Origin of the sequence: Microbacterium gallinarum (assembly GCF_014837165.1) — a bacterium.
Taxonomy (GTDB): domain Bacteria; phylum Actinomycetota; class Actinomycetes; order Actinomycetales; family Microbacteriaceae; genus Microbacterium; species Microbacterium gallinarum.
Map to the genome: position 1 here is coordinate 100,598 of NZ_JACSPM010000003.1, position 14,164 is coordinate 114,761.

Annotated in this window: 14 protein-coding genes; 13 read left to right on the top strand and 1 reads right to left on the bottom strand. The window is 69.3% G+C overall.

The features are described from left to right. Positions 1 to 49: 49 nt before the first annotated feature. The 10 genes from murC (at position 50) to H9622_RS10020 (ending at position 8,230) form a co-directional block, all read left to right on the top strand. Positions 50 to 1,468: a UDP-N-acetylmuramate--L-alanine ligase gene (gene murC, locus H9622_RS09975; protein ID WP_191766250.1), complete on the top strand. Its 1,419-nt coding sequence runs from the start codon at positions 50 to 52 to the stop codon at positions 1,466 to 1,468. A 6-nt stretch (positions 1,469 to 1,474) separates the two neighbouring features. Next, positions 1,475 to 2,479, top strand: a complete 1,005-nt coding sequence (locus H9622_RS09980; protein WP_191766251.1) for an FtsQ-type POTRA domain-containing protein — start codon at positions 1,475 to 1,477, stop codon at positions 2,477 to 2,479. A 168-nt stretch (positions 2,480 to 2,647) separates the two neighbouring features. After that, on the top strand, positions 2,648 to 3,790 hold the full coding sequence (ftsZ, locus tag H9622_RS09985; RefSeq protein WP_191766252.1) for a cell division protein FtsZ: 1,143 nt from the start codon (positions 2,648 to 2,650) through the stop codon (positions 3,788 to 3,790). A 30-nt stretch (positions 3,791 to 3,820) separates the two neighbouring features. Next, positions 3,821 to 4,528, top strand: coding sequence for a YggS family pyridoxal phosphate-dependent enzyme (locus tag H9622_RS09990; RefSeq protein ID WP_318247082.1), 708 nt, complete (start codon positions 3,821 to 3,823; stop codon positions 4,526 to 4,528). A 32-nt stretch (positions 4,529 to 4,560) separates the two neighbouring features. After that, the gene (locus H9622_RS09995) at positions 4,561 to 5,022 is read left to right on the top strand and encodes a cell division protein SepF (protein ID WP_191766594.1); all 462 of its coding nucleotides are present in this window, start codon (positions 4,561 to 4,563) and stop codon (positions 5,020 to 5,022) included. A gap of 9 nt (positions 5,023 to 5,031) precedes the next feature. Then, complete coding sequence (locus tag H9622_RS10000; protein ID WP_191766253.1) at positions 5,032 to 5,331, top strand: YggT family protein; 300 nt, start codon at positions 5,032 to 5,034, stop codon at positions 5,329 to 5,331. A 136-nt stretch (positions 5,332 to 5,467) separates the two neighbouring features. Continuing rightward, entirely contained in the window at positions 5,468 to 6,058 is a 591-nt protein-coding gene (locus H9622_RS10005; protein WP_191766254.1) for a DivIVA domain-containing protein, read from the top strand. Between the two features lie 9 nt (positions 6,059 to 6,067). Further along, positions 6,068 to 6,685, top strand: coding sequence for a signal peptidase II (lspA, locus tag H9622_RS10010; RefSeq protein WP_191766255.1), 618 nt, complete (start codon positions 6,068 to 6,070; stop codon positions 6,683 to 6,685). A 1-nt stretch (position 6,686) separates the two neighbouring features. Beyond that, positions 6,687 to 7,607 (top strand): RluA family pseudouridine synthase, encoded by a 921-nt coding sequence (locus H9622_RS10015; RefSeq protein ID WP_191766256.1) that lies wholly within the window; start codon positions 6,687 to 6,689, stop codon positions 7,605 to 7,607. 101 nt (positions 7,608 to 7,708) lie between these two features. After that, complete coding sequence (locus tag H9622_RS10020) at positions 7,709 to 8,230, top strand: GNAT family N-acetyltransferase (RefSeq protein ID WP_191766595.1); 522 nt, start codon at positions 7,709 to 7,711, stop codon at positions 8,228 to 8,230. Between the two features lie 24 nt (positions 8,231 to 8,254). Here the strand turns inward: H9622_RS10020 and H9622_RS10025 are convergent, their stop codons facing one another. Then, complete coding sequence (locus H9622_RS10025) at positions 8,255 to 8,734, bottom strand: NUDIX hydrolase (RefSeq protein WP_191766257.1); 480 nt, start codon at positions 8,732 to 8,734, stop codon at positions 8,255 to 8,257. A gap of 83 nt (positions 8,735 to 8,817) precedes the next feature. On the opposite strand from H9622_RS10025, the gene H9622_RS10030 reads away from it, so the two are divergent. The 3 genes from H9622_RS10030 (at position 8,818) to dnaE (ending at position 14,161) form a co-directional block, all read left to right on the top strand. After that, positions 8,818 to 9,420 (top strand): RNA polymerase sigma factor, encoded by a 603-nt coding sequence (locus tag H9622_RS10030; protein WP_191766258.1) that lies wholly within the window; start codon positions 8,818 to 8,820, stop codon positions 9,418 to 9,420. After that, positions 9,395 to 10,519, top strand: coding sequence for a hypothetical protein (locus tag H9622_RS10035; protein ID WP_191766259.1), 1,125 nt, complete (start codon positions 9,395 to 9,397; stop codon positions 10,517 to 10,519). The genes H9622_RS10030 and H9622_RS10035 overlap by 26 nt, the downstream gene beginning before the upstream one ends. 123 nt (positions 10,520 to 10,642) lie before the next feature. Beyond that, positions 10,643 to 14,161 (top strand): DNA polymerase III subunit alpha, encoded by a 3,519-nt coding sequence (gene dnaE, locus H9622_RS10040; RefSeq protein ID WP_191766260.1) that lies wholly within the window; start codon positions 10,643 to 10,645, stop codon positions 14,159 to 14,161. The last annotated feature ends 3 nt before the right edge of the window (positions 14,162 to 14,164 follow it).

Here is a 14,164-nt window from a genome sequence, read left to right on the forward strand (position 1 = left end):
GGCGCGCCGGGGCCACGGCATCCCGACCCCAACTTAGGATTGACGGGTCATGATCAGACCCGACCTCACCCTGCCCATCCCCGAGAACATCGAGGCCGCCCACTTCATCGGCATCGGCGGCTCCGGCATGTCGGGCCTCGCGCGTATGTTCCTCGAGCGCGGCATCCGTGTCTCGGGCTCGGACCGGGCCGACAGCACGGGCCTCCGGGAACTGGCGGCGCTCGGCGCCACGGTGCACGTGGGGCATGACGCCGCGAACCTGCACGACGATGTCGACACCGTCGTGCACACCGGTGCCATCTGGCCCGAGAACCCCGAGTTCGTGCTGGCCAAGGAGCGCGGTCTGCACGTCATCCACCGGTCGCAGGCGCTCTACTGGCTCATCGGCGGCCGCCGCCTCGTCTCGGTCGCGGGCGCCCATGGCAAGACGACCTCGACGGGCATGATCGTGACCGCGCTGCGGACGCTCGACACCGACCCCACGTTCGTCAACGGCGGCGTCATCGCCCAGCTCGGGGTGTCGAGCGGCAGCGGCACCGACGAGCTCTTCGTCATCGAGGCCGACGAGTCCGACGGCACGTTCCTGCTCTACGACACGTCGGTCGCGCTCATCACCAACGTCGACCCCGACCACCTCGACCACTGGGGCTCCGCCGACGCGTTCTACGACGCCTTCGCCCGCTTCGGCAACGAGGCCCGTGAGGCCGTGGTCATCTCGTCCGACGACCCGGGTGCGCGCCTCGTCACGGAGCGGCTCACGCACGAGCGTGTGGTGACCTTCGGCGAGGCGGCCGACGCCGCGGTCCGCGTCGCCGACATCCGCACCGAGGGTCCGGTGTCGTTCACGATCAGCCACGACGGCGCCACGGTCGCCGGCCGGCTGCCCATACCCGGCGCGCACAACGCGATCAACGCCACCGGCGCCGTCGCGGTGCTGCTGACCCTCGGGTTCGAGCTCGAGCCCGCTGTCCGTGCGGTCGAGGAGTTCGCGGGCACGGTGCGCCGCTTCGAGCTGCACGGCACGAAGCGCGGCGTCAGCGTGTACGACGACTACGCCCATCACCCGACCGAGGTCGCCGCCGCGCTGGCCGCCGCGCGCACGGTCGTCGGCGAGGGCCGGATCATCGCCATCCAGCAGCCGCACACGTACTCGCGCACGCAGGAGATGTACCGCGAGTTCGCGCAGGTGCTCGAGACGCACGCCGACCACACCGTGATGCTCGACGTCTACGGCGCCCGCGAGGATCCGGTGCCCGGTGTGACCGGCGAACTCGTCAGCGGCGCCTTCACCGACCCCGCGCACGTGCACTACGTGCCGGACTGGCAGGAGGCGGCCGACTACACCGCGTCGGTGGCGCGCGACGGCGACTACGTCATCACGCTCGGCTGCGGCAACGTCAACCTCATCATCCCGCAGGTGCTCGACGCCCTCGGCCGCTCCACGTCCCACGCGAACCCGGGGGAGTAGCACCGGATGCGCCGCCCGTCGCCTCTCCCGCCGCCCGTCGGCGGCGAGACACGGCGTGCCGCCCCTGCGGGCGAGACGGCGTCTGCGGACCACGACACCGATCGCGCGGTCGACGAAGCCGGCGACGCGCCGGTCATCCCGCTCGAGTCCGCTGAGGCGTTCGGCGGCGCGGGCCGCGCCGCTCCCGCACCGCTCCCGACATCGGTGGGCGGCACGAGCGGTTCGGACGCCTCCTTCGCCGACGACGCGGTGGGGATCCGCGAGGTGTGGCGCGCCGCGCGCGCCCGTCGCAAGGCCCTGCGTGCCGAGGTGCGGCGATTCACGGCGCGCCAGCGACGACGCCGTGCGGTCTGGATCGGGGTGACGGCATCCCTCCTCATCCTCGCCCTCGCGACGATCGGCGCGGCGTACAGTCCGCTGTTCGCGGTGGAGACCATCACGGTGGAGGGCGCGCGGCAGCTCGACGAGGCGGAGGTGCGGGCTGCGCTCGGGGACCAGCTCGGCACGCCGCTGCCGCTCGTCGACGAGAGCGCGGTGAAGGCGGCTCTGGTCACCTTCCCGCTCGTGCAGTCGTACACGCTCGAGGCGAGGCCGCCGCATGAGCTCGTCGTGCGGATCGTGGAGCGCCTGCCGATCGGCCTGATCGAGACTCCCGCCGGCTACACGCTGGTCGATGCCGCCGGTGTCGCGCTGTCCACCACGCAGACCCCGATGACCGGCGTGCCCATCCTCGACATCCGCGGCGGCGTCTCGTCCGACGCGTTCACCGCGGCCGGGCGGATCATGCAGTCGCTGCCCGCAGAGATCCGGTCGCAGGTCACCGGCGTCATGGCCTCGACGCCCGACGACGTGAGCCTGCGTCTCGGGGGCACAAGGACGACCGTCGTGTGGGGGAGCGCCGATGACTCCGCGATGAAGGCGCTGACCCTCGGCAAGGCGATGGTCTCGCGCCCGCCCGCCGGCGTGAGCGTCTACGACGTGTCGTCCCCGACGGCGATCGTCATCCGCTGACCCCCTCACGACGCCGTTATCGGACGGGATGTCGCGACACGCCCACCCCGGTCCCGGCCGGGTGGCGGCATCCGCTTACCTTCAATTCAGGAATTGCATACCGGGCAATTCTTTATACCTCTACTAGAGGTTGAAGGTTTCGACAGGTCCAGGGCTACGGAGGCCGGCATGAGCCAGAACCAGAACTACCTCGCCGTCATCAAGGTGGTCGGGGTCGGCGGAGGCGGCGTCAACGCCGTCAACCGCATGATCGAGCTCGGCCTGCGCGGCGTCGAGTTCATCGCCATCAACACCGATGCCCAGGCGCTGCTGATGAGCGACGCCGACGTCAAGCTCGACGTCGGCCGCGAACTCACGCGCGGCCTCGGCGCCGGCGCCGACCCCGAGGTCGGGCGACGCGCGGCAGAGGATCACGCCGAAGAGATCGAAGAGGCCCTGCGCGGCGCCGACATGGTCTTCGTGACCGCCGGCGAGGGCGGCGGCACGGGCACGGGCGGTGCGCCGGTCGTGGCCAAGATCGCCAAGTCGATCGGTGCGCTCACCATCGGTGTCGTCACCAAGCCGTTCTCGTTCGAAGGGCGCCGCCGCCAGCAGCAGGCCGAGACCGGTGTCGGCAAGCTGAAGGAAGAGGTCGACACCCTCATCGTGGTGCCCAACGACCGCCTCCTCGAGATCAGCGATCGCGGCATCTCGATGATCGAGGCGTTCGCGACCGCCGACCAGGTGCTCCTCGCCGGTGTGCAGGGCATCACCGACCTCATCACCACGCCGGGTCTGATCAACCTCGACTTCGCCGACGTGAAGTCGGTCATGCAGGGAGCGGGTTCGGCCCTCATGGGCATCGGCTCGGCGAGGGGAGCGGACCGCGCGATCAAGGCGGCCGAGCTCGCCGTCGAATCGCCCCTGCTCGAGGCGTCGATCGAGGGCGCGCACGGCGTGCTGCTGTCGATCCAGGGCGGCTCGAACCTCGGCATCTTCGAGATCAACGACGCCGCGCAGCTGGTCAAGGAGGCGGCGCACCCCGAGGCGAACATCATCTTCGGAACGGTGATCGACGACACCCTCGGCGACGAGGTGCGCGTCACGGTCATCGCCGCGGGCTTCGACGGCGGCGAGCCGCAGCAGCGTATCGAGCCGATCACCGCGTCGCGGATCGTGACGACGCCCGCCGTGCCGGCGCTGCCCGCCGACGAGGCGGCCGCGCAGGAGCGCGAGGCCGAGCCGGTGTCTGTGGGCGCCGCCCTTCCCGAGTCCTCGTTCGACTCGGCATTCGGCGACGACGACCTCGACATCCCCGACTTCCTCAAGTAGTCCGTCGACGAGCTCAGAGACCGACACGCCGTGCCAGACGCCTCTGAGCTCGCCGGAGTGCTCGCCGATCGTCTCGCAGACGTCGACGAGCGGATAGCGGATGCCGCGCGCGCGGCCGGGCGGGACCCGGCCGCGCTCACGCGCATCGTCGTGACGAAGTTCCACCCCGTGTCGCTCGTGCGCGAGCTCTATGCGCTCGGCGTGCGCGACATGGGGGAGAACCGCCAGCAGGAGTTCTCGGCCAAGGTCGCCGAGGTCGGCGACCTCACCGACCTGCACTGGCACTTCATCGGGCAGGCGCAGACCAAGAAGGCGCGGGCGATCCGGGCCGCGGCATCCGTTGTCCACTCCGTCGACCGCGAGAAACTCGCCGACGCCCTGCATGCGGCCGCCGGCCCGGACGCGTCTGTGCTCGACGTGCTTCTTCAGGTCAACCTCACCGACGACCCCGGCCGCGGCGGGGTCGCGCCGGTTGATCTCGAGGGTCTCGCCACCCACACCGCCGCGCTGCCCAGCCTGCGCGTGCGGGGCATCATGGCGGTCGCACCGCTGGATGTCGCGCCCGAAGCCGCCTTCGCGCAGCTGCCGGGCCTCGCCGACACCGTCCGGGCGGTCGTGCCGGACGCGGACTGGATCTCCGCCGGAATGACGGCGGATTTCGCCGAAGCGATCGCCGCAGGCGCGACACACCTGCGGATCGGCTCGGCAATCACGGGCCCGCGGCCCCTGCACGGTTAACCTCGGAACAGATGAGCACTACGGAGGATGCGATGTCGAACCCGCTCAAGAAGACCATGGTGTACCTGGGCCTCGCCGACGAGGAAGAGGTCTACGACGAGCCCGCGCCGCAGCCGCGCAGCCGCAAGCCCGAGGCGGTCGTCGAGAAGGCCGCCCCGGTCACCCCGCTGCACCGCCCCGCCGTCGTGCGTCAGCCGGCACCGACCGCGATCAGCGAGATCCTCACGGTGCACCCCAAGCAGTATCGCGACGCCCAGGTGATCGCCGAGAACTTCCGAGACGGAATCCCGGTCATCATCAACCTGTCGCAGATGAGCGACGCCGACGCGCGCCGCCTGATCGACTTCGCAAGCGGGCTCTCGCTCGGCCTCTACGGCCGCATCGAGCGCGTGACCAGCAAGGTCTTCCTGCTCTCGCCCGAGAACGTCGCGGTGTCCGGTGACGGAGCGGTCGCACAGGCCGACCCGGAATCCGTCCCCTTCGCACAGCCGTAGTCTGGATCCGTGGCCGTCGTCCAACTCATCGCCTCGATCCTGAATCTGGCACTGCTCCTCTATGTCTTCCTGTTGCTCGCGCGGCTGATCATTGACTGGATCCCGTTCTTCAACCGTGAATGGCGCCCGAAGGGCGCGGGGCTGGTCGCCGCCGAGATCGTCTACACCGTCACCGACCCGCCCATCAAGCTGTTCCGCAGGTTCATCCCGCCGCTGCGGGTCGGCGCGATCGCGATCGATTTCGGGTTCGCCCTCACGATGCTCCTGTGCTTCATCCTGCTGAGCGTCACGCGCGCCATCGCGAGCTGACGAATCCGCTGCGGGCACGCCGTCGTACTTCGACACTCTCGGGGACCCGCGGCTATGCTTGCCTGATACGACCAGCCGCCGGCCGGTCGACCCCCGACATCGGCCAGCGACCTGAGCGCTCGAAAGAGGAATCACCATGGCATTGACCCCCGATGACGTCGTCACCAAGCAGTTCCAGCACGTCCGCTTCAAGGAGGGGTTCGACCCCGATGAGGTCGACGACTTCCTCGACGAGATCGTCGTCGAGTGGCGCAAGGCCCTCGCCGAGAACGAGGAGCTGAAGGCCAAGCTGGCTGCCTACGAGTCGGGTGCAGCCCCCGCTCCCGCCCGCGCCGCCGAGCCGGTTCCCGCTCCGGCGCCCGCGCCCGCCGCCCCCGCCGCGGCCGAGTCGGCGCCCAGCGGTGCCGCCAGCGCCGGCATCATCGAGCTCGCTCAGCGTCTCCACGACGAGCACGTCGCCGAAGGCCGCGCCCAGCGCGACCAGCTCATCGCCGACGCCAAGGCCCAGGCCGCTCAGATCGTCTCCGAGGCGGAGTCGCGCGGCCGCGACGAGGTCGCCAAGCTCGACCGTGAGCGCGCTCAGCTCGAGTCGCGCATCTCGGAGCTTCGCAACTTCGAGCGCGATTACCGCGCGCAGCTGCGCAGCTACATCGAGGGTCAGCTGCGCGACCTCGAGACCACGTCCACGTCCTCGGGCTCGACGCCGGTCTCGGCCATCGGCCTCTAGGCCTGCCCTTTGGCAGACCGGCCCCCCCTTCGCAAGGCGGCGGCCGGCGCCATCATCGCGGTTCTCGCGGTGGTGGTGCTGGCCGCCGATCAGTTCACGAAGCAGCTCGCCCTCGAGAACCTGCCGTATGAGCAGCCGGTTCCCGTCATCGGCGACTTCCTGATCTTCTATCTCGTCCGCAACCCCGGCGCGGCCTTCTCGCTCGGCGAAGGGGTCACCTGGATCTTCACCATCGCGCTGGCCGCCGTCGCGGTCGCGATCGTGTGGCTCGCCGCCACCCGCGTGAAGTCACGGCTGTGGGCGGTCGCGCTCGGACTGCTCCTGGGCGGCGTGCTCGGCAACCTCACCGACCGCATGTTCCGCGAGCCGGGCTTCCCGGTCGGCCACGTGATCGACTTCATCAACACCCCGTGGATGATGCCGGCCATCTACAACATCGCCGACATCTTCATCGTCTCGATGATGATCGGCGTCGCGCTCCTGGTGCTCGTCGGCCTGCACCTCGACGGCACGCGCGAGCGCAAAGCCGCCGCGATCGACGCCGAGGACGGTGACGGTGCGAGCGCCGGCGGCGCGGGCAGTGACGGCGAAGCGGATGCCGCGGCATCCGATTCCTCGAAGGGCTGACGTGGAGTCGCGCAGTCTTCCCGTCCCGGACGGCCTCGACGGCACCCGGGTCGACGCGGCCCTCGCCAAGATGCTGGGCTTCTCACGCACCTTCGCGGCGGACGTCGCCGACGCAGGCGGTGTCGCGATGGACGGACGCACTCTCGCGAAGTCCGACAAGCTGCGGGGCGGCGCGTGGCTCGATGTCTCGTGGGCGCCCAAGGAGGAGCCGCGCATCGTCCCCGTCGAGGTGCCCGACCTCGGCATCGTGTATGACGACGACGACATCGTCGTCGTCGACAAGCCCTCCGGCGTCGCGGCGCACCCCTCGGTCGGCTGGGAGGGGCCCACGGTGCTCGGCGCCCTGGCCGCGGCCGGCTACCGCATCGCGACCACCGGCGCTGCCGAGCGCCAGGGGGTGGTGCATCGCCTCGACGTCGGCACCAGCGGTCTGATGGTCGTCGCGAAGACCGAGCACGCGTACACCGTGCTCAAGCGCGCGTTCAAGGAGCGCGAGGTCGACAAGATCTACCACGCCGTCGTGCAGGGGCATCCCGACCCGCTCGCGGGCACGATCGACGCACCCATCGGCCGTCACCCCCACCATTCGTGGAAGTTCGCGGTGACTCCCGACGGCAAGGACTCGGTCACGCACTACGAGACGCTCGAAGCCTTCCCCCGGGCATCTCTCCTCGAGATCCATCTCGAGACAGGTCGCACCCACCAGATCCGCGTGCACATGGCCGCCCACCGGCATCCGTGCGTCGGCGATCCGCTGTACGGAAGCGACCCGACTCTGGCGGCGCGCCTCGGGCTCACGCGGCAGTGGCTGCACGCTCACGAGCTGTCGTTCGCTCACCCGTCTACGGGGGACTGGGTCACGTTCGCGTCGCCCTACCCACCCGATCTCGCCCACGCCCTCGAGGTGCTCCGCGGCGACTGACGACGCGGTCCGATGCGGGTGTCGGACGCCGGTGCCAGGCTGAGACGGTGACGTCATCGATCAAGGTGGTTCCTGCCGAGAAGTTCGCCGATGTGCGCACGATGGTCGGCCCGAAGCGCCCTGACGCCGACGTCTGCTGGTGCCTCAGCTACCGCGTTCCGAGCAAGGAGAACCTCTCGCTGCACCGCGAAGCGCGGGGTGAGCGGGTGCGCGAGCTCATGAAGGAGGGCCCGCCCGGCGTGCTGGCCTACGACGGCGACGAGGTCGTCGGCTGGGCCGGCGTGCACCCGCGCGCCGACACCGCTTTCGCGACGAACCGCAAGATCCCGCACGTCGACGACCTCGCCGTGTGGAGCGTGTGGTGCCTCCGGGTGCGTCCCGGCCATCGCGGCAAGGGCATCTCGCATGCACTCCTGGAGGGCGCCGTCGCCTTCGCCAAGGAGAACGGCGCGCCCGCGATCGAGGGCTACCCCGTCGACAACCGCGGCGAGAAGGTCGACCTGACGATGGCCTACGTCGGCACTAAGGAGCTTTTCATGAGGGCTGGTTTCCGCAAGGCGGCAGACACCGACTCGGTGCTCAACGGCTTCCCCCGTGTGCTCATGCGGCTCGACCTCCGCTGACGCGGCGGCTCTCCGCGTGCCGGGTCACTTCGGCCGGCCGCCTTCGAAGCGCGCGGGGTCGTCCTCGGCGACGGCCAGGGCGATGCGCCGCACCTGCTCCTGCTCCATGTCGCCGAGCTCTTCCAGCCCGCGGAAGCCGACCTCGGTGAGTTCGCCGTCGGCGGGGTGCGGGTCACCCGACACCCAGCGGCACCGGAAGACGAGGTCGACGAAGTCGACCTGATCCCCGTTGGCGTACGTCAGCCGCGGCATCGCCTGCACGAAGGCGAGCCGCTCGACGCGCACGGCGACGCCGGCCTCCTCCGCGCACTCCCGGACCGCACTGTCGGCGGGCTGCTCGCCGGGGTCGACGATGCCCGAGACGCACGGCGGACGGCCGTTGTCTGCCCGTCGCCCGACCGGCACGTTCTCATCGGGGAACACCACCGCCGTGACACCCACGAGGGGGAGCGGGGCCGTGCCGACCTGCTCGCGGAGCCGGAGGACGAAATCGGGTGTGGGCATCCGTTCACGTTACCCGTGCGGATCCGGCTCCCGATCCGCTCGCCCCATATGAACCGGATGCCGCGAATCGGACAATACTCATTGTGACCACCGATGCCGACATCATCCGGCTCTCCCTGGAGAGACCCGCGGAGTTCGCCGAGATCTTCGTGCGACACGCGAAGCCGGTCGGCGCATTCGCGGCGCGACGTGTCGGTCTCGCCGCGGCCCAGGACGTCCTCAGCGAGACCTTCCTCATCGCCTTCCGCCGGCGGGCCTCCTTCGACACCGCGTGGGAGTCGGCGCGTCCCTGGCTGCTCGGCATCGCGTCACGTGTGGCGGGCAAGCACGGCCGAGACGAGGCCGCCCAGTGGCGGGCGTTCGCAGCCGAGGCGCGCAGCCGTGCGCCGTCGTCGGATGGCGCGGTTGACGCAGCGGGGGATCGATTGGACGCCGCCGCCTCCGTCCGCTCGCTGGCGCCGCTGATCGCGGGACTGGCGCGCCGCGACCGCGACACGCTCCTGCTCTACGCCTGGGGAGATCTCAGTTACGAGCAGATCGGCCAGGCGCTGGGGGTGCCGACGGGCACGGTGCGCTCCCGACTCAACCGGGTGCGGAAGAAGCTGAGCGCCGGTGCCGACGGGCCACAATCCGCAACAGACAGGAAAGGTGGTGGGATCGATGGACGTGTTGGATCTCGTGCGTGACCTCGGAGACGGGGCCGGGCTCGACGATGACACCATCGTGGTCGCGGAGCGAGCGCTCCGGCACGCGATCGACGGGGATACTGCGCGCCGGCGGCGCTTCCGCTGGGCGCTCGGCGGCGGGATCGGAGCCGCCGTGCTGGCGGGGACCGCTGCGACGGCCATCGCCATCTCGATGACGGACTCGACCGCTGTCGTGCAGCCGAACCCGGACGCCGACGTGGTGCGGACGCCCGTCGTCACCGTCGAGCCGGCGCCGGAGCCCAGGCCCACCACCCCCACGACTCCCACTGCTCCGACTGCGCAAGACGTGCTCGAGGGCGCGGCTGCGCTCGCGGGCGAATCAGCAGGTTCGGCGATGGCCGACGGCCGCTACCTGAAGATCGAGCACACGATCGAGCAGCTCGTGCTGTACGCGCAGGATGCTCCCCACAGCCCGTACAACGCGACCCGGGAGTCCGCGACGGCGGCGTGGGTCTCGACGGGCACGTGGGTGCAGTACATCCCGTCCGATCGGTCGGGCGAGTGGGTCCGCGTGTTCGAACCGGAGCACGAGATCACGGGCCGGTTCGGCGCCGCGACCGACCAGCTGATCGCCGAGTGGGACCGGAACAGCGGGGTGGACGAGCTGATCGTGGATCGGGTGCAGGGCGGGGTCACCGAGTCGTTCGAAGGGGAGCCTGCTCCGGGATCGGACGCCTACTACGCGGAGATGCCCTTGAACCCGGGAGCCCTCCTGGAGTGGAACCGGCAGCGGGCCGTCGACGCCAACCTCGCTCCCGACGGTGCGCTCGACGCCGCCGTCGTCCTCATGCTGATCCAGGATCTCGAGCTGAACGCCGCACCCCCGGCGCTGCGTGCGGCGATGTTCCGCGCACTCGCCCTGGTGCCCGGCGCGGAGATCGTCACCGCCGATCAGACGACGTCGACGATCGCGTACACCTACCCGGGAGACCGTCACGAGACGCTGACGATCGACACGGCGACGGGGCTCGTGACGTCGCGGTCCACCACCTTCGGAGCGGCAGACGGGGTGGTGCCCGGCACCGTGCCGGATGCCGCCTACCGGACGACGATCAGCGTGGTCGACGAGGCGCCCTGACCGCGAACGCGACCGGGCGCTGGTTTCACCTTCGACTCGAGGGTGAAGCGACCTGGCCCGGTCGATCGGCGCCATCCCGGCGCGCGGCACCGAGGTGTCTGCGGGGCTGGTTAGGCTCGATCCGTGGCATCCGACTCCTTCGTTCACCTGCATGTCCACAGCGAGTACTCCATGCTCGACGGAGCCGCCCGCATCGGCCCGATGGTGCAGGAGGCTTCGCGCCTCGAGATGCCCGCCATCGCGGTCACCGACCACGGCAACACGTTCGCGGCGTACGAGTTCTACAAGACCGCGAAAGATGCCGGGATCAAGCCGATCATCGGCATCGAGGCCTACGTCACGCCGGGCACGCACCGCTCCGACAAGGCCCGCGTGCGGTGGGGCACACCCGAGCAGAATGACGACGACGTGTCGGGCTCCGGTGCGTACACCCACATGACGCTGCTCTCCGAGACCACCGAGGGCATGCACAACCTGTTCCGCCTGTCATCGCTGGCGAGCATCGAGGGCTACTATTTCAAGCCCCGCATGGACCGCGACCTGCTGCAGAAATACGGCAAGGGGCTGATCGCGACGACCGGCTGCCCGTCGGGCGAGGTCCAGACGCGCCTGCGCCTGGGGCAGTACGACGCGGCACGCGCGGCGGCCGCCGAGTTCCAGGACCTGTTCGGCAAAGAGAACTACTTCGCCGAGATCATGGACCACGGGCTCTCGATCGAGCGGCGTGTGATGACCGATCTGCTCAAGATCGCGAAAGACCTCGACATCCCGCTCGTCGCGACGAACGACCTCCACTACACGCACCAGCACGACGCGTCGAGCCACGCTGCTCTTCTGTGCGTGCAGTCGGGCTCGACGCTAGACGACCCGAAGCGCTTCAAGTTCGACGGCGACGGCTACTACGTCAAGACGCCGGCCGAGATGCGCCAGGTGTTCCGCGACCACCCCGAAGCCTGCGACAACACGCTGCTGATCGCTGAGCGCTGCAACGTCGAGTTCAATACCAGCGCCAACTACATGCCCCGGTTCCCCGTGCCCCCCGGCGAGACCGAAGAGTCGTGGTTCGTCAAAGAGGTTGAGAACGGACTCCGCGATCGGTACCCCGGTGGCATTCCGGACGAGGTGCGCAGGCAGGCCGAGTACGAGACGAGCGTCATCGTCCAAATGGGCTTCCCGGGCTACTTCCTGGTCGTCGCGGACTTCATCAACTGGGCCAAGCGCAACGGCATCCGCGTCGGTCCCGGCCGTGGCTCCGGCGCGGGCTCCATGGCCGCGTACGCAATGAAGATCACCGACCTCGATCCGCTGCAGCACGGCCTGATCTTCGAGCGGTTCCTCAACCCCGACCGCGTCTCGATGCCCGACTTCGACGTCGACTTCGACGACCGTCGTCGTGGCGAGGTCATCCAGTACGTCACCGAGAAGTACGGCGACGAGCGCGTCGCGCAGATCGTGACCTACGGCACGATCAAGGCCAAGCAGGCGCTGAAAGACGCCGGGCGCGTGCTGGGCTTCCCCTTCAGCATGGGAGAGAAGCTCACCAAGGCGATGCCGCCCGCCGTCATGGGCAAGGACATGCCGCTCGAGGGCATGTTCGACAAGAGCCATCCGCGCTTCAAAGAGGCCTCCGAGTTCCGCGCGCTGATCGAGACCGATGCCGAGGCCAAGACGGTCTTCGACACTGCGGTCGGGCTCGAGAACCTGAAGCGCCAGTGGGGCGTCCACGCCGCCGGCGTCATCATGTCGTCCGAGCCGCTGATCGACATCATCCCGATCATGAAGCGCGAGCAGGACGGCCAGATCGTCACGCAGTTCGACTACCCCGCGTGCGAGTCCCTCGGCCTGATCAAGATGGACTTCCTGGGGCTGCGCAACCTCACGATCATCAACGACGCGCTCGACAACATCGAGGCGAACCGCGGCCACCCTCTCGTGCTCGAAGACCTCACGCTCGATGACGCCGAGTCGTACGAGCTGCTCTCGCGTGGCGACACCCTCGGCGTCTTCCAGCTCGACGGCGGGCCGATGCGCTCGCTTCTGCGGCTGATGAAGCCAGACAACTTCGAAGACATCTCGGCCGTCATCGCGCTGTACCGTCCCGGCCCCATGGGGGCGAACTCGCACATCAACTACGCCCTGCGAAAGAACGGTCAGCAGGAGATCACGCCGATCCACGAGGAGTTCCGCGAGTCCCTGGCCGACATCCTCGACACCAGCTACGGCCTGATCATCTACCAGGAGCAGGTCATGGCGATCGCGCAGCGCGTCGCCGGCTTCAGCCTCGGTCAGGCCGACATCCTGCGCCGCGCGATGGGCAAGAAGAAGAAGTCCGAGCTCGACAAGCAGTTCGAGGGCTTCCAGGCCGGCATGCACGCGAACGGGTACTCCGACGAGGCGATCCAGAAGCTGTGGGAGATCCTCCTCCCGTTCTCGGACTACGCCTTCAACAAAGCGCACTCGGCCGCGTACGGACTCGTGTCGTACTGGACGGCCTACCTCAAGGCCCACTATCCGGCCGAGTACATGGCCGCGCTGCTGACGAGCGTCGGCGACTCGAAGGACAAGATGGCGGTGTACCTCAATGAGTGCCGCCGCATGGGCATCAAGGTGCTGCCGCCCGACGTCGGGCAGTCGATCCGCTACTTCGCAGCCGTCGGCGAAGACATCCGCTTCGGCCTGGGCGCCGTCCGCAACGTCGGCGCCAACGTGGTCGACGGCATCGTCGCGGCGCGTGCCGACGACGGGTACGTGAGCTTCCACGACTTCCTGACGAAGGTGCCCATCCATGTCGCGAACAAGCGGACGGTCGAGTCGCTCATCAAGGCCGGCGCCTTCGACTCGCTCGGCTCGACCCGCCGGGCCCTCATGGAGATCCACGAGGACGCCACCGAGGCCGCGGTCGAGACCAAGCGCAAGGCGGCGACCGGCGCGATCGGATTCGACTTCGACAGCCTCTACGACGAGGCCGAGGAGGTCGTGCCGGCCAAGGTGCCCGAGCGTCCAGAGTGGACGAAGAAGGACAAGCTCGCGTTCGAGCGCGAGATGCTCGGTCTCTACGTCTCGGACCACCCCCTGGCCGGGCTCGAGATCGCGCTCGCCAAGCATGCGTCGACAAGCATCCACGACCTGCTCTCGTCCGAAGACGTCAACGACGGCGACCAGGTGACCATCGCGGGGCTCGTGACGAGCGTGCAGCACCGCGTGGCCAAGGCCAGCGGCAATCCGTACGGCATGATCACCGTCGAAGACTTCAACGGCGAGGTGACCGTGATGTTCATGGGCAAGACCTACACCGAGTTCAGCTCGATGCTGGTGGCCGACTCGATCCTCGTGGTGCGCGGTCGCGTGTCGCGGCGCGACGACGGTCTCAACCTGCACGCGCAGTCGGCCTTCGCACCGGATCTGGGGGCGATGGACGCCTCGGGGCCGCTCGTGCTCCTGCTGCCCGAGCGCCGGGCGAGCGAGGCGACGATCGGCGAACTCGCGCGGATGCTCGAGCGTCACCGGGGCGAGACCGAGGTGACGATCAAGCTCCACAGCGGGTCGGCGGCCAAGGTGTTCGAGATCCCGCACCAGGTGCAGCTCACCGCCGATCTCTACGGCGAGCTCAAGGGACTTCTCGGTCCGCAGTGCCTCGGCTGAGAG

Coding starts and splice junctions, on each gene's coding strand:
- H9622_RS10035 (WP_191766259.1), top strand. CDS start 9,395: ATGGACGTGTTGGATCTCGTGCGTGACCTCGGAGACGGGGCCGGGCTC.
- H9622_RS09995 (WP_191766594.1), top strand. CDS start 4,561: ATGTCGAACCCGCTCAAGAAGACCATGGTGTACCTGGGCCTCGCCGAC.
- murC (WP_191766250.1), top strand. CDS start 50: ATGATCAGACCCGACCTCACCCTGCCCATCCCCGAGAACATCGAGGCC.
- H9622_RS10025 (WP_191766257.1), bottom strand. CDS start 8,734: ATGCCCACACCCGATTTCGTCCTCCGGCTCCGCGAGCAGGTCGGCACG.
- ftsZ (WP_191766252.1), top strand. CDS start 2,648: ATGAGCCAGAACCAGAACTACCTCGCCGTCATCAAGGTGGTCGGGGTC.
- H9622_RS10020 (WP_191766595.1), top strand. CDS start 7,709: ATGGTCGGCCCGAAGCGCCCTGACGCCGACGTCTGCTGGTGCCTCAGC.
- H9622_RS09980 (WP_191766251.1), top strand. CDS start 1,475: ATGCGCCGCCCGTCGCCTCTCCCGCCGCCCGTCGGCGGCGAGACACGG.
- H9622_RS10005 (WP_191766254.1), top strand. CDS start 5,468: ATGGCATTGACCCCCGATGACGTCGTCACCAAGCAGTTCCAGCACGTC.